Origin of the sequence: Methanobrevibacter sp. (assembly GCF_045644645.1) — an archaeon.
Taxonomy (GTDB): Archaea; Methanobacteriota; Methanobacteria; order Methanobacteriales; family Methanobacteriaceae; genus Methanocatella.
The window spans coordinates 1-20,839 of sequence record NZ_JAZRHE010000118.1 but is presented as its reverse complement, the minus strand read 5'-3'; the positions used below and the strand labels follow the sequence as shown (position 1 = coordinate 20,839).

22 protein-coding genes are annotated in these 20,839 nt (G+C 35.2%); 11 read left to right on the top strand and 11 right to left on the bottom strand.

Annotated features, from left to right (window positions below):
• Together ACKI4K_RS06695 and ACKI4K_RS06690 are read right to left on the bottom strand one after the other, a co-directional pair.
• Positions 1 to 189: hypothetical protein (locus tag ACKI4K_RS06695; protein ID WP_407423495.1), on the bottom strand; the 189-nt coding region annotated here is incomplete at its 3' end.
• A complete protein-coding gene (locus ACKI4K_RS06690) occupies positions 179 to 1,120 on the bottom strand; it encodes a hypothetical protein (protein WP_407423493.1) in 942 nt (313 codons plus the stop codon). The genes ACKI4K_RS06690 and ACKI4K_RS06695, both read right to left, overlap by 11 nt.
• Positions 1,121 to 1,292: 172 nt before the next feature.
• Between ACKI4K_RS06690 and ACKI4K_RS06685 the strand changes: the two genes are divergently transcribed.
• The 6 genes from ACKI4K_RS06685 to ACKI4K_RS06660 all read left to right on the top strand — a co-directional run bounded on the left by ACKI4K_RS06685 (position 1,293) and on the right by ACKI4K_RS06660 (position 5,974).
• On the top strand, positions 1,293 to 1,691 hold the full coding sequence (locus tag ACKI4K_RS06685; protein ID WP_407423491.1) for a Zn-ribbon domain-containing OB-fold protein: 399 nt from the start codon (positions 1,293 to 1,295) through the stop codon (positions 1,689 to 1,691).
• Positions 1,663 to 2,577 carry a sirohydrochlorin nickelochelatase gene (cfbA, locus tag ACKI4K_RS06680; RefSeq protein WP_407423489.1) on the top strand — a complete coding sequence of 305 codons (915 nt, stop codon included), beginning with the start codon at positions 1,663 to 1,665 and terminating at the stop codon, positions 2,575 to 2,577. Before ACKI4K_RS06685 ends, cfbA (ACKI4K_RS06680) begins: the two co-directional genes overlap by 29 nt.
• An 88-nt stretch (positions 2,578 to 2,665) precedes the next feature.
• A complete protein-coding gene (gene cfbA / locus ACKI4K_RS06675) occupies positions 2,666 to 3,148 on the top strand; it encodes a sirohydrochlorin nickelochelatase (RefSeq protein ID WP_407423487.1) in 483 nt (160 codons plus the stop codon).
• A gap of 65 nt (positions 3,149 to 3,213) precedes the next feature.
• A complete protein-coding gene (thiL, locus tag ACKI4K_RS06670; RefSeq protein WP_407423485.1) occupies positions 3,214 to 4,140 on the top strand; it encodes a thiamine-phosphate kinase in 927 nt (308 codons plus the stop codon).
• Positions 4,127 to 4,999, top strand: coding sequence for an AmmeMemoRadiSam system radical SAM enzyme (amrS, locus tag ACKI4K_RS06665; RefSeq protein WP_407423497.1), 873 nt, complete (start codon positions 4,127 to 4,129; stop codon positions 4,997 to 4,999). Before thiL ends, amrS begins: the two co-directional genes overlap by 14 nt.
• A 372-nt stretch (positions 5,000 to 5,371) precedes the next feature.
• On the top strand, positions 5,372 to 5,974 hold the full coding sequence (locus ACKI4K_RS06660) for a class I SAM-dependent methyltransferase (RefSeq protein WP_407423483.1): 603 nt from the start codon (positions 5,372 to 5,374) through the stop codon (positions 5,972 to 5,974).
• Between the two features lie 38 nt (positions 5,975 to 6,012).
• Here ACKI4K_RS06660 and ACKI4K_RS06655 read toward each other — a convergent pair whose 3' ends face one another.
• The 3 genes from ACKI4K_RS06655 to ACKI4K_RS06645 are packed head-to-tail and all read right to left on the bottom strand — an operon-like array spanning position 6,013 to position 10,510.
• Positions 6,013 to 7,269, bottom strand: a complete 1,257-nt coding sequence (locus ACKI4K_RS06655; RefSeq protein WP_407423481.1) for a UbiD family decarboxylase — start codon at positions 7,267 to 7,269, stop codon at positions 6,013 to 6,015.
• Between the two features lie 7 nt (positions 7,270 to 7,276).
• Positions 7,277 to 8,302, bottom strand: coding sequence for a 5-(carboxyamino)imidazole ribonucleotide mutase (gene purE, locus ACKI4K_RS06650; protein ID WP_407423479.1), 1,026 nt, complete (start codon positions 8,300 to 8,302; stop codon positions 7,277 to 7,279).
• Between the two features lie 60 nt (positions 8,303 to 8,362).
• Complete coding sequence (locus ACKI4K_RS06645; protein WP_407423478.1) at positions 8,363 to 10,510, bottom strand: Tex family protein; 2,148 nt, start codon at positions 10,508 to 10,510, stop codon at positions 8,363 to 8,365.
• Positions 10,511 to 10,635: 125 nt separating this feature from the next.
• Between ACKI4K_RS06645 and ACKI4K_RS06640 the strand changes: the two genes are divergently transcribed.
• On the top strand, positions 10,636 to 12,345 hold the full coding sequence (locus ACKI4K_RS06640; protein WP_407423476.1) for a glycosyltransferase: 1,710 nt from the start codon (positions 10,636 to 10,638) through the stop codon (positions 12,343 to 12,345).
• A gap of 24 nt (positions 12,346 to 12,369) precedes the next feature.
• Here ACKI4K_RS06640 and mmp11 read toward each other — a convergent pair whose 3' ends face one another.
• From mmp11 to hacA, 5 genes are all read right to left on the bottom strand, one after another.
• Positions 12,370 to 13,308 (bottom strand): methanogenesis marker protein 11, encoded by a 939-nt coding sequence (gene mmp11 / locus ACKI4K_RS06635; RefSeq protein WP_407423474.1) that lies wholly within the window; start codon positions 13,306 to 13,308, stop codon positions 12,370 to 12,372.
• Between the two features lie 7 nt (positions 13,309 to 13,315).
• Positions 13,316 to 13,732 (bottom strand): 6,7-dimethyl-8-ribityllumazine synthase, encoded by a 417-nt coding sequence (gene ribH, locus ACKI4K_RS06630; protein WP_407423472.1) that lies wholly within the window; start codon positions 13,730 to 13,732, stop codon positions 13,316 to 13,318.
• A gap of 142 nt (positions 13,733 to 13,874) precedes the next feature.
• A complete protein-coding gene (locus ACKI4K_RS06625; protein WP_407423470.1) occupies positions 13,875 to 14,882 on the bottom strand; it encodes an isocitrate/isopropylmalate family dehydrogenase in 1,008 nt (335 codons plus the stop codon).
• A complete protein-coding gene (locus tag ACKI4K_RS06620) occupies positions 14,857 to 15,336 on the bottom strand; it encodes a 3-isopropylmalate dehydratase small subunit (RefSeq protein WP_407423468.1) in 480 nt (159 codons plus the stop codon). The genes ACKI4K_RS06625 and ACKI4K_RS06620 overlap by 26 nt, the downstream gene beginning before the upstream one ends.
• Before the next feature lie 4 nt (positions 15,337 to 15,340).
• The gene (gene hacA / locus ACKI4K_RS06615) at positions 15,341 to 16,585 is read right to left on the bottom strand and encodes a homoaconitase large subunit (protein ID WP_407423466.1); all 1,245 of its coding nucleotides are present in this window, start codon (positions 16,583 to 16,585) and stop codon (positions 15,341 to 15,343) included.
• 118 nt (positions 16,586 to 16,703) lie between these two features.
• On the opposite strand from hacA, the gene ACKI4K_RS06610 reads away from it, so the two are divergent.
• Positions 16,704 to 17,909, top strand: coding sequence for a DUF2264 domain-containing protein (locus tag ACKI4K_RS06610; protein WP_407423464.1), 1,206 nt, complete (start codon positions 16,704 to 16,706; stop codon positions 17,907 to 17,909).
• Positions 17,910 to 18,002: 93 nt separating this feature from the next.
• Here ACKI4K_RS06610 and ACKI4K_RS06605 read toward each other — a convergent pair whose 3' ends face one another.
• Positions 18,003 to 19,259 (bottom strand): nucleotide sugar dehydrogenase, encoded by a 1,257-nt coding sequence (locus ACKI4K_RS06605; RefSeq protein WP_407423462.1) that lies wholly within the window; start codon positions 19,257 to 19,259, stop codon positions 18,003 to 18,005.
• Positions 19,260 to 19,333: 74 nt separating this feature from the next.
• On the opposite strand from ACKI4K_RS06605, the gene rfbD reads away from it, so the two are divergent.
• The 3 genes from rfbD to ACKI4K_RS06590 form a co-directional block, all read left to right on the top strand.
• The gene (rfbD, locus tag ACKI4K_RS06600) at positions 19,334 to 20,173 is read left to right on the top strand and encodes a dTDP-4-dehydrorhamnose reductase (protein ID WP_407423460.1); all 840 of its coding nucleotides are present in this window, start codon (positions 19,334 to 19,336) and stop codon (positions 20,171 to 20,173) included.
• Positions 20,170 to 20,625, top strand: a complete 456-nt coding sequence (locus ACKI4K_RS06595) for a ribonuclease domain-containing protein (protein WP_407423458.1) — start codon at positions 20,170 to 20,172, stop codon at positions 20,623 to 20,625. The genes rfbD and ACKI4K_RS06595 overlap by 4 nt, the downstream gene beginning before the upstream one ends.
• Before the next feature lies 1 nt (position 20,626).
• The coding region (locus tag ACKI4K_RS06590) for a barstar family protein (RefSeq protein WP_407423456.1) at positions 20,627 to 20,839 on the top strand (213 nt) is incomplete at its 3' end.

Sequence of the window (20,839 nt, the reverse complement as noted above, 5' to 3'; positions counted from 1 at the left end):
GGTGTTTCCGGGATTGTTTATTAAATTGTCAACGACACTTTCAACTAAAAGCTCATCATGTTCGTTTATCATATTTCTTACTGCTTTCTGGTTGCCTGTTTCAATTAACGATAGTGCAATTCCGGTTATTAAAATTAATATTATCAGGATTATTGCAATTTCAAGTGAAATGTTCCCTTTATTGTCCATTTTCAACCAACCCGTATTTTTTCCTATGGGAATTGTCCAAGATTAGGCTGTTAAAATCCGTTTCATCTATTTTGGTACCGTAATAGTGGTCGGAAAATACTACATGGTCAGAGCAGGATAACGTTTCGTTATTTATTGGCGTGTGTGTCTGAATAAATACTTCCAAACCGTAATGGGGACATTTTCCTTTACCTTCTAGTCGGCATAGATAACAGCTTCCATCAGCACTCTCGTGAAAATAGCCGTTATCCAGACAATCCTTGAGTACTCCCGGATCGCCGTGGTGAATATATGGGTCGTAGGGGCATTTCTTAATATATAATGGTGCTGTAGCTTCAATATATGATTCAGGAGATTTAAACTGATGTAAAAGCATATATCCGGCTATCGCATTTTTATAATGAATCTTATTATTGTATGTTAGGATCCCGGACATTATTGTTAGCTTAGCTATTGGCAGAGGGTCTTTAAGACCTTCAATCGAAGTGTTTCTTTTGATAATATTTGTATATTTCATATTGTCTTTTTTTACGTTTAATTTTACTTTTAATAGAATTTCCCAGGGACTATCGGTGTTTTCAACCGAAAGGGCTTCTGAAGATATTTCCACTCCGTATTTTTTTTCAAATTCCTCATTTTTTTCGTTTAATCTTTTGTTCAAATTTTTTTTAATCTGTTTTTCACTGTCGTATACAGGCAGCCCGTTATAGACTTTCTGTGTTGCTTCAGCTATTGAGTCCCTTCCTAGAGTTTCTACATTTCTACTATAGTCATCGATAATGTATTTAAAATTATTATTTGATTTTAATTCAATATTTTCGCTTTCTATATAATTTATACTTGTAATTATAAAAATGGATATTAATAACATTGATATAGCTAAAATAGCAACGCTTCCTACTATTATATTACCTTTAGAGTCAATTTTCATAATCTGATTTTAGCAGAAAATTTATAAGTTTATTTCTCAACTGCGACAGTATGATTTTTCATATATATGTTAATACGTTTTTTTGAAATTGAAATAATTAGTAATAAAAAAAATACTTATTTATATTATTGATTAGAAAGTATACTTATTAGAAAATATATGGAGGATTTACATGTCAGATACTGTAAGAACATGGCGTCACATACAACAAAGATACAATCTTATAGGTTCAAAATGTACAACCTGTGGAGAATTATTCTTCCCATCTCGTGTAGTTTGTCCTAACTGCAGGAGAAAAGGAAATCTTGAGCCTTTCCAATTTTCAGGCAAAGGAAAAATTCACACATTTTCAGTTATCAGGTCTGCGCCGGACAATTTCAAAAAGTCAGCTCCTTATGCTGTAGCTGTCATCGAACTTGAGGAAGGTGCAAAATTAACATCACAACTCGTTGACTGTGATGTTGATGATATCGAAATTGGCGATGAAGTAGAAATGGTATTCAGAAAGATTAGAGAAGACGGGGAAGATGGAGTTATCTCCTATGGATACAAATTCAAAGTCATCAAATAACGTTGCTGTTATCTTAGTAAGCCATGGAAGTAGCTTACCTTTTGCGGAAGTTACCTTCACTGAAATAAAAGATAAATTCATAAAAGCAACAGGACTTCCAACAGAAATTGGATATATGAAGGTTTCCAGTCCGTCCATTGCCGAAGCTGTAGAAATCCTAAAAGGAGAAGTCGACGATTTGGATAAGATCATAGCTCTTCCAGTATTTTTAGCTCCGGGAATTCATACAAACATTGATATTCCGACTTTACTCGGCCTTGAGCCTTTGGAAGTTGATCCGAGATGTCCTGATGGAAATTATCCGGATGAACATTATTTGTCAATTGCCGACGATGTTGAATTTGATGGTGAAATCGAATTATTAAGTTCAATTGGGCCTCGCGATGAATTATTGGATATCATTGACAAAAGAATTGAGGAAGCCTTAGCCGATTCCAAGCTTGACGGCGATGCAAAAACAGGAATTCTGCTTGTATCACACGGATCCAGGTTAAATTATAACAAAGAATTTACCACAGCATTATACAATAAATTCGAAAAAACTACAGATTTTCCATCTAGTTTTGGATTTATGGAATTATGCGGTCCCAGCATCCCTGAATCTATTAATAAATTAACTGCTGAAAATGAGATTGACAGATTGGTTGTCGTACCAGTATTTATCGCTCCAGGAATGCATACAACTCATGACATTCCACACATTTTAGGATTATTGGAAGCCCATGAACATGAACATGAGCATTCACATGACCATGGACATGGCCACGATCATTCACATGATTTGACACCTGTCGATTTTGACGGTGAAATACTATATCCCGAACCTATTGGAGCGGATGACATTTTAATTGATATTTTAGTTGACATGGTTAATGAAAAATTATAATTTTTCATATATTTTTTTCGAAAAAAATTTATTCAATATTAGTTAACAAAATTTAACTTAGAATTTAATTATATTGAGGATGATTATTATGGATGATAAAAAAACCGGAATTTTACTTTTATCCCATGGTTCCAGATTGCCTGAAGGGGAAGAAGTAATTAAAGCTTACAAAGAAATGTATCTTGAAGAGTTTCCAGAAGCTATTGTGGAATACGGATTCATGGAAATCAGAGAACCTGGAATTCCCGAAACTATTAAAAAATTAACTTCCGAAAACGATTTGGAAAAGATAATTGTCGTGCCAGTTTTCATTGCCCATGGACTTCACACTAAAAGGGACATTCCAAAATTATTGGGTATTGAGAGCGACTTTGATGAGGAATCCGTTTCAGGTCATCATCACCACCATCACGGCCATCATGACCACGGTCATGGACATCATCATCACCACCATCACGACCATGATGAAGAGGAAGTCCATTTCGATGGGGAAATCGTTTTGACTGACCCTATCGGTATTGACGCACGTTTATTTGAGATTATCAAGGATAGAGTTTCAGACAATTTGTAGTTCTGAAACCTTTTTTTAACTTTTTTTATTAAGATTTATTTAATTTGAAATTTATATTAATATTCATGTCACTTAAAGTCTCAGACATCGGAGAAAAGGAATTGGTGAAATATATCATATCCAATTCAAAGGAAATCACTCCGGACGATACGGCGATTACAAAATTCGGTTCTACAAATTTAATTTCAACCAGTGACATGCTAATCCAGTCAAGGCATTTTCCCGAAAACATGTCCTATTTTGACATGGGCTTTAAGGTCGTGACGGTCAATGTCAGTGACCTTGCGGCAATGGGGGCCGAGCCTTTAGGATTTTTGCTTGCCATTGCAGTTCCGAAAGATTTGGATTTGGACTCCTTTAAGGAACTCATTGACGGTGTCTTGAGTGCCTGCGATTACTATTCGATTCCCTTGATTGGTGGGGATACCAACGAGGCATCTGAGATAATAATTTCAGGAACCGCACTGGGCCTGTGCGACAGGCCGTTAATGATGGATACCTATTCCATCGGCGACGTCATTGCGGTTACGGGCGATATTGGTCATGCGGCACTTGGTTTTAACCTTGATGTTTTGGATAACGTTTATGTTAAGAAAGCCCTGAAGCCACTGGCCAGAATCAAGGAAGGAATTGCATTGAGAAAATCAGGTGCAACTTCAGCAACCGATATCACTGATGGGCTTGCAAGCGAACTGCATCACATAAAAAGGGACTTATTCGGATTCATGATATATGAGGAGCTTTTGGGCATCTCTGATGAATACAGGCAATATTGTGAAAATTTAGACCTGAACTATTTGGACCTGGTATTGCATGTTGGAGAGGATTTTGAACTGTTGTTTACAATTCCAAAGGATAGGCTGAAATATTTGGACATTGATTACAGGGTCATCGGTGAAGTGACAGATTCGGACGTTGTTGAAATCACGTTGGAAAACGGTTTCGTTGAATCAATTGAAAACAGGGGTTATGAACATTATGTTTGTGAATAACAGCCTTTACAAAAAAAGCTCCAAAACCCAAAAGATTAGATGTGAAATCTGTGCGAACTATTGCAAGATAGCCGATGGCAATGTTGGAGTCTGCAGACAACACAAAAACATCAACGGAGAGCTTTTTGATACCAGCTATGGCATCGTTTCATCTTTGAGTCCCGACCCTATTGAAAAAAAGCCATTGCATCATTTTCTGCCTGGGACCTTCACATATTCGATAGGCGGTTTTGGGTGTAACATGACATGTTTGCATTGCCAGAACTATATGATATCACATGAACATGATAAAAATATTCGTGGGGTTAAAATAACGCCAGAAGCGATCGTGGAAAATGCAATAAATTATGATTGCCAATCAATTGCTTGGACCTATAATGAACCTACCATACACTTGCCTTTCAGCGGAAAAACTTCTCTTTTGGCAAAATCCAAAAACTTGAAAGTCATCTATGTAACAAACGGATATTTTTCACACCAGTCCATTGAAGAGATCTTAACGTTTGTCGATGCATTTAACATAGACCTGAAATCTATGTCACATGATTTTTATAAGAGAGTCTGCGGCGCTGATTTGGACGTGGTATTGGACAACTTAAAAAGGGTTTATATTGAAGGCAAGCATTTGGAGATTACTAATTTAATCATTAATGATTATAATGATTCAATTGATGAAATCAATCTACTGTGTGATTTTGTTGTAAATGAATTGGGTCCTGAAGTTCCATTGCATTTTTCAAGGGCGTTTCCCTATTATAAAATGGGAGACATTTCACCTACAAATCCCGAAACATTGTACAGGGCAAAGGAGATAGCCATTGACAAGGGAATCGAGAATATTCATTTGGGAAATATTTAACGGTGAGGAAGTTCAGGGTGTTTTTTTTTGATAAATTTTCATGTCCTCGGAATTGGTGAGGATAATGGGTAATTTTGGGGTTGAATTCATGGATTTTGAGGAAACCTGCCCCCAAATTTAGGGATAGAAATGATGTCCTCACAAAATTTTTCAAAGAAGAAATGGAGTATTTAATAGATATTTTAAGGAAAATTTAATAGTGTTTGAAATGAGTCTTTTCTGATGGAATATTCAAAGCAATATTTCAAACTTTCAATGAATGTTTTTCGCATTTCACTGAAGCCATTTTGCATCTTGAAATCATCGCCAAATAGCCATTTATATTTAATTCCCCTAAATTATATTGTCAATCAACTTGGGGGAGTAATGATTATGAATTCAAAGGAAAAAACCAAACAGCATTTTAATCAAACAGCCAGCAATTATAACAGCTCGGATGACGGCAAATTTGTCCAGGGCATGTATGATGTCCTAGTGGATGAAATCCTAAAGTCACAGTTAGGAAAGATTCTTGACGTCGGTTGCGGAAACGGAAACCTGTTTACATTCCTGCCGGACGGCAGATACGAATTGTTCGGAGTCGATTTTTCGGAAAACATGATTATTGAGGCAAAAAACAATTGTAAAGCAAAAGCCTCTTTTAATGTTGCCGATGCCGAAAGGCTTCCCTTTTCTGATGATACATTTGACATTGTCGTCTGCAATGCTTCATTTCATCACTATATCCATCCGAATACAGTCCTTGAGGAAATGCATCGTGTTTTAAGGGATGGCGGAAAAGTTTTGATTGGAGACCCTTATATTCCGACAGGCATCAGGGGGCTTATGAATGTGGTGTTGAGATTTTCGGATTCGGGCGATTATCATATTTATGGTTTAAGGGAGATGGAGAATTTGTTTGCAAAAAATGGCTTTAATCCTGTTTCATCTATCAGAACAGGCAAACGAACAGCATTCTACATTGCAGAAAAATAGAATGGCATTAACAAAAAAATAATAAATAGAGAGTTGGTTTATTCTCCAAAACTAACTCTTTCGAATTTTTCTAGGGTTTTAAGTGATTTTGTTGCATCCACACCTATTTTTGTAGTTGTTCCATCACTTTCAGCTACTGGGTCAAGGGATGATCCGCGCACGTTCGGAACAATCATAATGTCTCTGTCACCTTTAACGCGGGTAGCTATTGCATATTCTACATCTTCAGCATCAAACACATTAACATCAGTGTCTACAACAACACAATGCTTGAGTGAAGGGTGAGCGGACAATGCGGCCATAATGGCATTTTTTCCATCGCCTTCAGTTTGTTTATTGATGGATATTACTGAATGTAACCAGCAGCAACCTCCTTCAGTCAAAACAACATTTTCAACTGTAGGAACTGCATTTTTAACGGCTTTGAATATTCTTGGTTCTTGTGGAAGACCCTGTAACAGCTTATGTTCAAATCCTGCAGGAACAATTGCATGATAATATGGATTGTCCTTTTTTATATGCATTTTTTCCAGATTTATGATTGGTTGGTCACGGATAATGTCATAAGTGTCGGTCAAATCAACAAAAGGACCTTCAGCCACTGTTTCTGTCACGGATATTTTTCCCTGCAAAATAATGTCGGCTTCAGGAACTTCCAAATCACCGCATTTTATTAATGTTAGTTCTCCATTTTTAAATGCATTGGCCACTTCCATTTCATTATAATCGATTGGGATTGAAGTGGTGCTTGCAAGTAAAATTGCAGGGTCCATTCCGATTGCTATGGCAATTTCTAAATCTTCACCTGCTTTTTGAGCATTTTGGAAATAGGTATAGAGATTTCTTGGAACAATTCTGATGACGAGTCTTTTGTTGTCTAAAACCATCATTCTGTGGATTGAAGCATTTTGGATTCCAGTTTCGGGGTCACGTGCAAAGACAACACCCGCAGTGATATATGCTCCACCATCTCTTTTGTAATGTGTTAAAATAGGAATCTTATCCAAATCAATGTCCAATGTATCATATTCGGAAAAATCAGTAAATTTATCCACTTTAACTGGTTTTTCCATAGCCTCTATAATTTTTTCGGTAATTTCAGAAACTTCACAATTTATTGATCTGGCTATTTTTTCACGTGTATTGCAGATTCCGGTAATTATTGGAATATCATGTCCTTTTACATTTTTGATAATGAGGGTGTCTTTAGGATATTGCCTCAATACCTTTGAAACTTCATATTCAGATGAAAGTTCATCTGTAATCTCGATTATGTTTTCATCTTTGATGTTCATATTATCACTATAAGTTAATTTTTTTGTCTTTTAGTTTATCTAATAGCTCTGTCATGTTTGGATTTTTGATTGAAAGGATTTCTCCTGCGAGAACTGCAGCATTTTTACCGTTGTTTATTCCAACAGTTGCAACAGGCACACCCGGCGGCATATTAACTGTAGTGAGCATGTAATTATCGCCGTTTTCATTGGTACAAGGGACTCCTATGACCGGCCTGTCGGTAAGGCCTACGATTCCACCTGTCACCTGTGAGGAGTTGGAGCTGATTCCAATGAATATTTTCACGTTTTTCATGCATTTTACATAATTGGTAAATTTTCTAGTGGATCTTATTGGACAGACAACTTTTGTATCATAGCTGATTTTAAGCCTGTCTAGGATTACCCCAACGTTTTTTGCGGTTGCCATATCGGTTTGTCTTCCGACAATTATTGCCACTTCCGCGTCCTGGTTTTTGCACTGATTAATGGCGTCCTCATCTACTTCAACTTTGTTTATTTCCATATTTTTAATTCTCAAAAAGTCATTTCGGATGAATTTCCTATCAATCTTTTGAACTATTTCCTCATTACTTGATTTGACTTTTTCAGCATAATCTTTTCTTAAGTTAATTATTTTTCGGCGAAGTTCTTCATCGTGGATTGCAAGGAATTGGGCGGCAAGTATCGCGGCATTATCTCCCCTATCAATCCCTACAGTCGCAATAGGGGAAGGATATGGCATCTGTACAACTGAGTGTAACGCATCGATTCCACCAGTTTTCACATCAACCGGCACTCCAATCACAGGTCTGCGTGTATAGGCAGCAATCGAACCCGGCAAGTGTGCAGCCAAACCTGCAATTCCAATAAACACTTCGATTCCCGCATCCGTACCTTGGCTGACAATTTCACGAACTAGATTTGGAGTTCTATGGGCGGATGCAATTTTTAAACTGTATGGTATTTCAAGTTTGTCCAAGATGTCCATGCTTTTTTCCGCAATGGCAATGTCAGAACCACTTCCAAGAATTATCATTATCTTTGGTGTCATTAAAAAATCCCTTCTAAAATAAATTATTTCTTCACAATATAATTTTTATTTTAAAATATATTAAAGTATCATAGACAATTGAATTCTATTTCTTTTCAAATCAATATCCAAGACTTTAACGTCAACAATATCTCCAACGCTTACAATGTCCAATGGGTGTTTTACATATTTATCAGCTACCAACTGTGATATATGGACCAATCCATCCTGATGAACTCCAATATCGACAAAAGCACCAAAATCAACAATATTTCGAACAGTTCCCTGCATTATCATTCCAACTTCCAGATCATCAATAGATAAAACATTTTTTCTCAAAATAGGCTTTGGCATATCTTCACGGGGGTCACGCCCCGGCTTTTTAAGCTCTTTAACAATGTCTTTTAGGGTTTCAATACCAATATCCAATTCTTCAGATATCTCTTCAAGGTTAATGTTGTCCAATTTAAGGGATTTGGAACCGATATCTTCGGCTGAACAATTTATTTTTTCTAACAGTTTGTATGTTGCGCCGTAAGACTCCGGATGAATTGTGGTATTGTCCAAAGGATAGGCAGGGTTATCTATTTTTACAAAGCCGGCGCATTGTTCATATGTTTTTTTACCTAATTTTTTGACGTTCAACAGCTCTTTTCTATTGGTAAAACTTCCGTTTTCCTCTCTGTAACTTATGATGTTTTTTGCGGTAGCATTTCCAATTCCTGAAATGTAGTTTAAAAGGCTGTATGATGCCGTGTTTAGGTCAACTCCAACTTCATTTACTACTTTTTCAACAACCCCTGTTAATGTTTCAGACAGTTGTTTTTGATTCATATCGTGCTGATATTGGCCAACTCCAATGGATTTCGGGTCAATTTTAACGAGTTCAGCCAATGGGTCTTGAAGTCTTCTTGCAATTGAAACGGCACTTCTCTCACCTTCTGTGAAATCCGGAAATTCTTCATCAGCCAGTTTTGAAGCTGAATAGACGGAAGCTCCCGCTTCATTAACGATTATGTATTCAACTTTTGTTCCTTTTATTGTTTCGGCTACAATCTCTTCAGACTCTCTTGATGCCGTACCGTTTCCAATAGCTATTACATTAATATTATATTTATCAATTAGTTCTCTGACAGTTTTAATAGATTCTTTAACTTTATTTTGGGGTTCCGTTGGATATATCAATGCGGTATCAAGCACTTTTCCAGTTTCATCAATAATGGCTAGTTTACAACCTGTTCTAAAGGCAGGATCCCAACCGAGAATAGTCTTTCCCACTAATGGACTTTCCATTAACAGCTGATTTAAGTTTTTTGCAAATACTTCAATTGATTTTTCCTCAGCCTTTTCGGTTAGGTAGTTTCTTATTTCCCTTTCAATTGCAGGTGAAATTAATCGTTTATATGAATCTTCAACACAGTCCTTGATTATTGGGGTTGTAAATTTGTTATACTCAATTTTTTCAGGAATGTCTGAGATGTTTTTTAGAACGTGTCTGTTAAGATATTTTATGATTTCATCTGTTTCACAGACGATTTTTCCTTTAATAATCCCCTCTTTTTCAGCTCTGTTTATTGCTAAAATTCTATGGGGAGGAATCCTTCTCAAATCTTCAGTGTAATTATAGTAGATTTCATATTCCGTACTTGATTCCTTGTCTTTTGCTTTTGTCTGAATCTGACCTGTAAAAAATGTATTCTGTCTTATCTTTTTTCTAAACTCGGAATTATCGGAAATCACCTCAGCAATTATATCTTTTGCGCCTTCAATAGCTTCTTTAGGTGTTTTAACTTCATCACTAATATAATTCTTAGCTATTTTTTTAACACTTTCCTTTACATCTTGGGCCAAAATTATTTCAGCCAGTCCACCAAGGCCCCTTTCACGTGCAACCGTTGCTTTTGTCCGTTTTTTACTTTTATATGGACGATATAAATCCTCAAGTTCAACTTGTGTTTTTGCATTCAATATCCTATTTTTCAAATCATCTGTGAGTTTTCCAAGTTCATCAATTCTATTGATGACTTTTTCTTTTTTTTCTTCCAAATTTCTAAGATACTTCAGTCTTTCGTCAAATTTTCTTAGTGTTTCATCATTTAAAGAACCTGTGACATCTTTTCTATATCTTGCAATGAACGGTATTGTATTTCCATCATCGATTAATTTGATTACTTTTTTTACTTGCCAATCGGTTAAGTTCAATTCGTTTTCAAGTGTTTGGGTTATCATTGAATTACCTTAAATTAATTTTTTTTATTTCTTCACATTGTAAAATTATACTTTGGAGGTAATAATATTTATACTACTTAAAAAACAAAATATTAATAATTAAACTTTTAAATGGTGAATTTTAAGTGTATTGGTTTTTTGTACTAATTGCATTTTTGCTTGCAGGTATTAAAACGCAAAAACCTAAAAAATATCAAAAGGTTTCAGTGATTATTCCGGCCTACAATGAGGAGGATACTGTAGCTAAAGTGATTGAGGTAGTGAAAAATGTATCGTTTGTAGATGAAATCATCGTTGTTAATGACGGATCAACAGACAATACGGAAGCAGAAGCCATTAAAGCCGGAGCCATCGTCATTAATCATGAAACAAATAAGGGTAAAGGTCAGGCATTATATACCGGATATCAAAAGGCTGAATGTGATATTATAGCTTTCATTGATGCAGACATTTATAATCTGACTTCAAGAAAGGTGGAGGCTATTATTAAACCGATTTTACTTGGAAAAGCCGAAATCACCAAAACTAAATTTGCTCGCGAAAGCGGACGTGTAACTGAACTTACCGCTAAGCCCTTATTGAACTTTTTCTTCCCTGAAATTTCATTTGAACAGCCTTTAAGCGGTCAGTTTGCAGCACGCAAGGAAGTATTGAAGAAAATTAATTTTGAAAAAGATTATGGTGTTGATGTAGGGATAGTTATTGACGCTGATGTACTTGGAATATCCATCATGGAAGTGGACATTGGTGCAATACAACATGACATGTCTCCTCTTTCTGATTTGAACATGATGGCAAACGAGGTTGTAAGAACAATCATAAGCCGCGCTAACAAGTATGGCAGAGTTATAATGATTGATGACATAGGATATTATATTCGTATGTCAATTGTAGGTTTAACATTTGTTATTCTTGGTTTATTTACAATATTTTTTGTAAAACAGGTTCCTCTTGCATTGGGAGTTTTAATTTCCATTGTAGGACTGATTATAGCTATTTACTATATCATTAAAGTCATTATAAAATCTATTGCGATGTTTAGAAAGAAACCAAAAGGTAATTTATTGAAATCTTTTATTAAAATACATTTCCCAATGATTATTTCAATAATTGTGTTGTTGTTGATGATTTCAACATTTATTGGAGCGGCACATTTTGAAAATGGTGTTTTATCTATCGAACCCAATTCAAGAAATTTAATTATCTATGCTGATGATACACCAACTGACAATTCAATTTCTGTTAGAGGCCCATATACAATTGATACGGCAATTGAAAATGAATCCGGCGAAATCCGTATGCCTTCCGAGGCAATGATGACATTAGGTATTAAAATTAACGATACCATTAAGATAAAAAGTGAAATTTATACTATTAATGAAACAAGGCCTGGTGAGCCAAACACACTCAGATTGCCGCTTGAGGTTAAAAAAGCACTTAATGTTGAGTCAGAGGATATTATTCAAGACACCCGTTTAAAAAGCATCTTTGCAGGCACTATGATATCTCATGATTATGATAATAATAACACTACATTAACTGAAAACTTTGTTGTATATTCAAGAAATGTTAATGCATCAACCTTTGAAGTTATAGTTGATAATGTTTCCATTGCCGAGTCAGACGGTATCTTTAATAACGGTTCCACATATTATATTGCAGTTAATGATGAGCCTGTAAGCTCGTTAAACTGTACAAATAACACTAATTTCACATATGAAAATCATGATGTTAGGATAATCTTTAAGGATACGAATTCCACTTCAATTAAACAGTTTTTGAAAAGTGACCGCGGCAACTTCTTGAATTTTGATTTTGAAAAAAATAGTAAGTAAAATCTAAGAAATTGGATTCTTAGATTATTTTTTGTCATAAGCTTTAACTGCTTCTTCTACATCATTATAAAGTCCAAGTGCTGCAAGAGCACCAACTTTACCTTGCTCGCCTGTTACAGCAATTAATGGAATGTCTAATTCTTTTGCAACAGATTCTGCAGTTTCAACATCCATCATTCCGGATTTTGTAGCTATTGAATATTCCCTTAATTTTTCAGGAATGTCAAGACCTTCCAAGATAGCTATTGCGGTTTTATCGGATAGGGTATCCCTTTTAAGAATTTCAATAACTCTGTTTATCAAATCTTCTTTTTTAGATTCTTCAACAGCAAAGGTAAGAGCAATAGATACACAATTTTGAGTTTTGTGTGGGTTATGTGGGTATAATTGGACAATAATATGGTCTAGATATTCAAATCCTTCACTAGCAAGCTCAACACCCAGGTTATGAGCCATTGTCCATGTAGCTCCAGCATCTTTTGTATCGGTATCATCTACACCAATAACAATTTTCTGAAGTTTTGGAGTCACAACAGTAGCTTTTCCTACTTTTGAACCTCCTCCAGTTTCAATAAGTTCGATGTATTTAACACCTTCACCCATTCCTCTACACATTCCAGCACCTACACCGGCTCCTGCAAGTCCGGCATGAGTTACTTTGACTTCATCACCATCAACTATAATCTCATCTATTCCTGCAGCGTTAAAACTAGCTTTCAAATCAAGAGGACTGGAACCAACATGACAGGAGTAGACATGTTTGTTTCCGTCCCGATAAGCTGAATCGATTAGTTCAGAATTATTGCGGTATTGGTTTAACAGCCAGTGAGATCCAGATATGCAGGGATGGTATTCGACAATTTCGACTTTGTCACCATCTACCATAGTCAAAACTTTTTGGTATGGTGCAATCCAAGGATTATTAAATTTTTCTTTTAATTCATTGGGTTTAAGAATTTCCATCCAATCACTAAATTTCTTTTAATCTGTCACACATTTTAATAGCTGCTTCAACTGCACTTTTCGCGTTTTTAACACGTCTGTGTGCATCAATTCTAGTCATTCCAGGACCAGTAATACCTAAAGCAACTGGAGTGTCATATTCCAATGCTAAATCCGCAATTTTACGTGATGCATGTTGTGCCACAATTTGATCGTGGTCAGTTGCGCCTTCAATCACGGCACCTAAAGTGATTATAGCATCATATTCTCCTTTTTGTAATAATTTTTTAATTACGAGTGGCATATCGAATACACCAGGAACAGCTACCACTTTAGTAATTTCACAATCTCTATTTTTAGCTTCTGCTCTAGCTAATTCTAACATCATCTGTGTTATATCATAATTAAATTCAGCAACTACTGCTGCTATTTCATATTTTACCATTTTTCCATCTCCTTTAAGTTTATCTCAATACTAAAAGTATAAATCCTGCTACCCCACTTATTACCATAATGAATATGATAAACAGTGCTGCTAATTGCATTTTTGTTAATTTTTTAGAATTCATATTTTTATTCTCCATTATTTATAAATTATTTTTAATAGCTTCAGCCACTTCCATAGTACTTGCAGAACCACCTAAATCACTTGTTAAGGTTTTTCCTTCATCAAGCACTTTTAAAATGGCGGCATCAAATTTATCAGCTGCATCATTTTCACCAATATATCTTAACATCATAATTGCTGAAAGCATCATTGCAATCGGATTTGCTTTTCCTTCACCTGCAATGTCTGGTGCAGAACCGTGCACGGGTTCAAACAATGCTCCATCCTTACCGATATTTGCTGATGGTATTAAACCCAGCCCTCCAACAAGTCCGGCGCCTTCATCAGATAAGATATCTCCAAACAGATTAGTTGTGACTATCACTTCAAAGTTTTGTGGCTGTGTTATAAGATACATTGCTGTTGCATCAACATAAAAATCTTCGGTTTCAATCTCAGGATAATTTTCAGCTTCTTCGTAGAATATTTTTTTAAATAATCCATCACTTTTCTTTAATACATTGGCTTTATGAACCGCAGTGACTTTGCTTTTATTATTATCTCTTGCATAATCAAAAGCATAGTCAATGATACGTTTTTCAGCTTTTTTTGTAATAATACGTTTGGCAATCGCACCATCTTCAGTCAATTTTTCTTGATTTGCGATGTATAACCCTTCGGTATTTTCACGCACAATCATAAAGTCAACATCATCAAATAATGCATTAGTATTAGGATAAGATTTAATTGGTCTTAGGTTTGCAAACATTTTCATTTCCTGACGTATTTTAACAATAACGTCAGCCGCACTTTCACCAGCGGCACCAAATAAACATGCGTCTGCATTTCTAATAATATCCAAAGTCTCTTTAGGAAGCGGAGTTCCTGTTTTTTCACCACATTCATCTCCAGCTTCACCATAAACATAATCAAAGTCAATATCTAACTCATCTAATACGGATATTGTTGCTTGCATAACTTCTTTACCGATTCCATCCCCTGGAATAACGGCAATATTATATTTATCTTTTGTTCTTGAGGTACTCAATTAACCCACCTTGTTCCAATATTTCTAACATAAATGGAGGCAATTTTTTAAATGTTATTGTTTCTCCATTCATTGAAGTTATTGTTCCGTTTTCCATATCCACTTCAATTTCATCCCCATCTTCTACAATTTTTGTAATTCCTGGAGCTTCTAGAAGAGGTATGCCTACATTTGTAGCATTTCTATAAAAAATTCTTGCGAAGGATTCAGCTATTACAGCTGCGACTCCAACTCCTTTAAGAGCTATGGGGGCATGTTCTCTTGAAGAGCCACAGCCGAAATTCCTTCCAGCTACAATAAAATCTCCTTTATTACATTTTTCATTGAATTTATCATCCACACCTTCCATACAGTGTTGGGATAGTCTTTCTTCATCTGTATAAATCAAATATCTTCCAGGAATGATAATATCAGTATCAATGTCATTTCCAAATTTCCATGCTGTTCCTTTCATTATTTCACTCCGGAGCCACAATTTTTCCTTCAATCGCTGAAGCAGCAGCAACAGCGGCAGAGGATAAAAACACTTTTCCATCAGGTGAACCTTGCCTGCCTTTAAAGTTTCTGTTTGAGGTTGAAAGACTTACTTCTCCAGGTCCGATAATTCCTGTATGCCCTCCGAGACATGGACCGCAACATGGAGCAGATACAAGGGCTCCCGCATCAATAAATATTCTAATTAATCCTTCATCAAGCGCTTTTGAATAAACTTCTTTGGATGCCGGTATTACTAGCATTCTGGTTCCTTTAGCTATCTGTTTTCCTTTTAGAATTTTTGCAGCATCTCTTAAATCGCTAATTCTACCATTAGTACATGAACCGATAAACACTTGGTCAATTTCCTGGTCAATTTCACTTACAGGTTTTACATTATCAACATTATGGGGGCATGCTACCTGGGGTTCCAAATCACTTACATCAATATCAATTATGTTAAGGGATGAGGAATCTAAATCTGTTTTAAATACTTTGTATGGTTTATTAGAGCGCCTTTCAACATAATCTATTGTTTTTTGGTCAGGCTCTACCAAACCTGTCTTTCCTCCCATTTCAATAGCCATGTTGGTTAGAACCATTCTATCTGAAACGCTCATATCTGAAATGGTCTCCCCTGCAAATTCACATGCCTTGTAGGTTGAACCATCTGCACCCACTTGGCCAATAATATTTAAAATAACATCTTTTGCATATACATTTTCTTTTAGCTCACCGTTGATGTTGAATCTATTTGTTTCAGGAACTTTAAACCATAAGTTACCTTCAGCAAATACCATAGCCATATCGGTGGATCCGATACCGGTAGAAAAAGCACCCAATGCGCCATGTGTGCAAGTATGTGAATCCGCACCTACGATTACTTCTCCAGGTACAACATGACCTAATTCCGGAAGAATTTGGTGACAGACACCTGCATTCACATCATAAAAATTTTCGATTCCTTGTTTTTTTACAAAATTTCTCATAACAATATGATTATTCGCAGAGTCAATTGAATCGGCTGGAACTTGATGGTCAAATGGAATAACAATCTTTGCAGAATCCCAAACTTTTTCAGCTCCTATTTTTTCAAAAGATTCCACTGAAAGAGGTCCGGTTAAATCATGAGTCATAGCTATATCAATATTTGCTATTACAATATCTCCAGCTTCTACACTGTCTTTTCCTGATGCTCTAGCTAATATTTTTTCTGACATTGTTGGCATATTTTCAACCTCTTAATAATGATAAGTATTTTGTTTAATAAAATATATAAACTCTTTTTATTTTTTAAAAATTCATTTTTTTGGAGATTTATATATTATGTTTAACATATTATATTTCATGAGCAACTCAATTTTTAAAAGATTTAAAAAAAAGGAAGAACCTGTTGTAGAGGAAGAACCTTCAATCTGGGAGGATAGGGTTTTTTGGATATCAACATTACAGAAAATAGCTTATCCAGTTTTAAATAGTCTGGCTAATGGCTCACTTAAGAAAAAAATGCCTGTAATGTCAAATACTCCAGAAAATAGTAAGTTTGTATATCTCGAGGCATTTTCACGTATTTTTAATGGAATAGCTCCTTGGCTGGAATTAGGACCTGGTGCTACTGAAGAAGGTCAATTAAGAACAAGATATATTAACCTGACGTTAAAAGCTATTAGAAATGCTGTCGATCCAAATGGCAATGATCATTTATTCATTATAGAACCTAAACAATCTTTAGTTGAAGTTGCTTTATTTGCTCAAGGTTTACTTAGGGCCAAAAATCAGGTTTGGCTTAATTTGCCAATGGGCGTTCAAGCCATAATTACTGATAATCTTAAAAAGACAAGAGAAATCGCACCATATGAGAATCATTGGCTATTATACACTGCCATGATTGAAGCCGCACTCTTGGAATTTACAGGCGAATGCGATAAGGAACGTCTGTCTTATGGTATTCAAAAATTTAGAGATGAATATTATTTGGGAGACGCAATTTATTGTGATGGCAAATCTTTTGAATCAAATTACTTCAATAGCATGTTTATTCACCCTATGCTAAATGATATTTTAAGAGTAATGAGAAAATATGGTCTTTCTGAAGGCGAATTTTTAGATGTACAGTTGATGAGGTCATCCAGATTGTCCGCCCAACTTGAAAGAACAATTTCACCTGAAGGAACTTATCCTATTGTGGGCAATGCCATTTCTTACCGTTGCGGAGTTTTTCATTTGTTGTCTCAAGCGGCCCTTCTTAAGATTTTACCAAGAAATATTAATCCGGCTCAAGTTAGATCCGCATTAACAAAAGTTTTAATGAGACAATTCCACGGCAATCAAAACTTTGGTTCAGGATGGTTGGTCATTGGCTTAAACGGCTCTCAGGACAGTATTTCAGAAAAGAATATTACTAACGGTAACATCTATTTATGCTGTGCAGTATTTTTGGCATTGGGTTTGGATGCGAATGATGACTTTTGGACTTCTCCTGCTGCTGAATGGAGTAGCTTAAAAGCATGGAACGGCAATCAGATAGAACCAGATCAAATTATTGATTTTTAAATAGTTTAGATAATTTCCAAAATGCTTCTTTGGATTGGATGTCAAATCAACATTATTAACCATATTTATTATTTAATCTATTGGTATAATATTTTAAACATCATTTTGATTATATAGCTCATATAAGTTCCCATAATTATATAATGTAATTTCCTTTGGAACTTCATTGATTATATTTTTTGTATCAAATATTATCGGTTTTTTCATGTTTTTAGAAATTAGGCTATAATTTAGGTATTTGAATTCATTATGGTCACATAGAATTAAAATTAAATCAGCATCTTTTGTAGCTTCATCGAAACTTAGATAATTATCATTTTTTATATGGGGATCATGAATGGCAATGTCAAAGCCGTCCTGTTTTAATTTTGCTATAATTTCATAAGCTGGGCTTTCTCTATCATCCCCCGTATTTCCCTTATATGAAACTCCAAATATTGCAATTTTACCCTTTGAAATGATTTTTTTAACATTTTCACAGACAAAATCAGGCATTGAATTATTTGTATCCCGTGCTAATTTGATAATTTTTGCTGTTTCAGGAGCCTTTGCATAAATGAAGTACGGATCAATTGCAAGGCAGTGCCCTCCAACTCCGGGGCCTGGGGAGTGTAAGTTAACTCTTGGATGTTTATTTGCCATTTTTATCACATCCAATGCATTAACACCAATTTCGGCACAAATTTTTGCAAGTTCATTAGCAAGCGCAATGTTAACATCCCTAAACGTATTTTCCATGCATTTCGATAATTCTGCAGTTTTAGCTTCAGTCAACATTATGTTTCCTTCAACAAATTGACCATAGACTTCCCTGGCTTTTTTAGAGCATTCAGGTGTTATTCCACCGATTATTCTATCATTATGAACTAATTCTTTCAAGATTTTCCCCGGCAGAACCCTTTCAGGGCAATGTGCTAAATACAAATCTTTACCAATTACAAAACCTGCCTTTTCAAAAATGGGCTTTATGGTTTCATCAGTTGACATTGGAGCTATTGTTGATTCAATGATTACCGTATTTCCCTTTTCTAAATATGGAAGAATGGATTCACATGCACTTACGACATAACTCAAATCACAGCTATAATTTTCGATAATATATGGGGTTGGAACAGTTATAATAAATGCATCAGCTTTTTCAGGAGTTAGTGAGGCTTTGTATACTTTATTATGAACTGCATTTTTAATTATTTCGGAAATTCCTGGCTCTTCGATGTGAATAATTCCTTTGTTTAACTTATTAACAATTTCTTCATTAACATCCACACCGACTACTTCGCAGTGGTTTCTTGTAAAAAGAGCTGCTGTTGGAAGACCAATATAGCCCTGACCAATAATACACACTTTCATAATTCTAACTCCCTTCTTTTAAATATTAAGTATAATATATATTTTAACATATATTAATCTTTTAAGTGGTAATTATGAAAATTTTGATTACAGGTTCAAATGGAATGTTAGGGCACGATTTGATTGAAGTTTTAAATGATAATCATGATTTAATCCTTACAACTTCTAAATCATTAGATATAACTGATAAAAATCATGTTATTGAATTTATAAGTGAAAACAAACCGGACATTGTTATTAATTCAGCCGCATATACTAATGTTGATGGCTGCGAGGAAAACCAAGAAACAGCATATGATATTAATGGCGAAGGTGTTAGGAATTTAGCGCTTGGATGCAGTGAAATCGATTGCCCATTAGTTCATATCAGTACTGATTATGTTTTCAATGGTGAAAATACAAGACCGTGGGTGGAAGACGATGAAATAGGCCCAATTAGTGTTTATGGAAAAAGTAAACTTAAGGGAGAGGAAGCCATTTTAGAGATTTTGGATAAATTTTTTATAATTCGTACTGCATGGCTATATGGAATTAATGGGGGAAATTTTCCAAAAACCATGTTGGAATTAGCTAAAAATCATTCTGAAATCACTGTCGTTTATGATGAGGTTGGAACACCTACATATACTCCGGATTTAGCTAAAGCTATTTCACAGTTAATTGAAACTGACTACTATGGAATCTATCATATTACTAACTCCGAAAGCTGTTCCTGGTGTGAATTTGCAAGATACATATTTGAACTCGCAGGTAAAGATGTAAAAGTCATCCCGGTAACGGCATCTGAATTTGCAAGACCGGCTCCAAGACCACATTATTCTGTATTGGAAAATAAAAAATGGATTGAAAGTGGGTTTGAACCACTTAGAAGTTATAAAGATGCTATTAAAGACTATATTGAGCTGATAAAATGAATAAAAAAATTGTATTTATCCTTGCATTGATTATTTCATTGTTCCTAATAGGATCTGTAAGTGCAGGATTTTTTGACTTTTTTAAGCATGGAGATTCTGATTCTTCAGGCAATGTTAATGTAACTGAAGATGGTCAATACTGTACGGTGGATGAGGTAGCAGCTTATATTAAAGAGTACCACAAGCTTCCAAGCAATTATATTACCAAAAAACAAGCACGCGACCTGGGATGGGAAGGTGGACCGCTTAAAAAATATGCTCCGGGAAAAAGTATAGGCGGAGACACATTTACCAATAGACAACATGTGCTCCCGGACAGTGATTCTAAATACATAGAATGTGATATTAATGCAAACGGAACTAGTCGCGGAGCAGAAAGAATAGTTTATAATACTGGTGATTTCAAGGTTTATTATACTGCCGATCACTATAATACATTTAAAGAGGTTTAAAATGGAACTTGATGGAAGATTAATTAAAAAGGATGGGCAAGATTATTTAAAAGAGGCATTAGATTTTCCTGAATACTATGGAAAAAATTTAGATGCGTTATATGATTGTTTATGTGAAATAGGCATTGAGACAAATATAATTTTAATCAATAGCGATTGTGTTTCTTCAGACATTATAGATACTTTTGTCGATGCGGCTGGTGAAAACGAATTA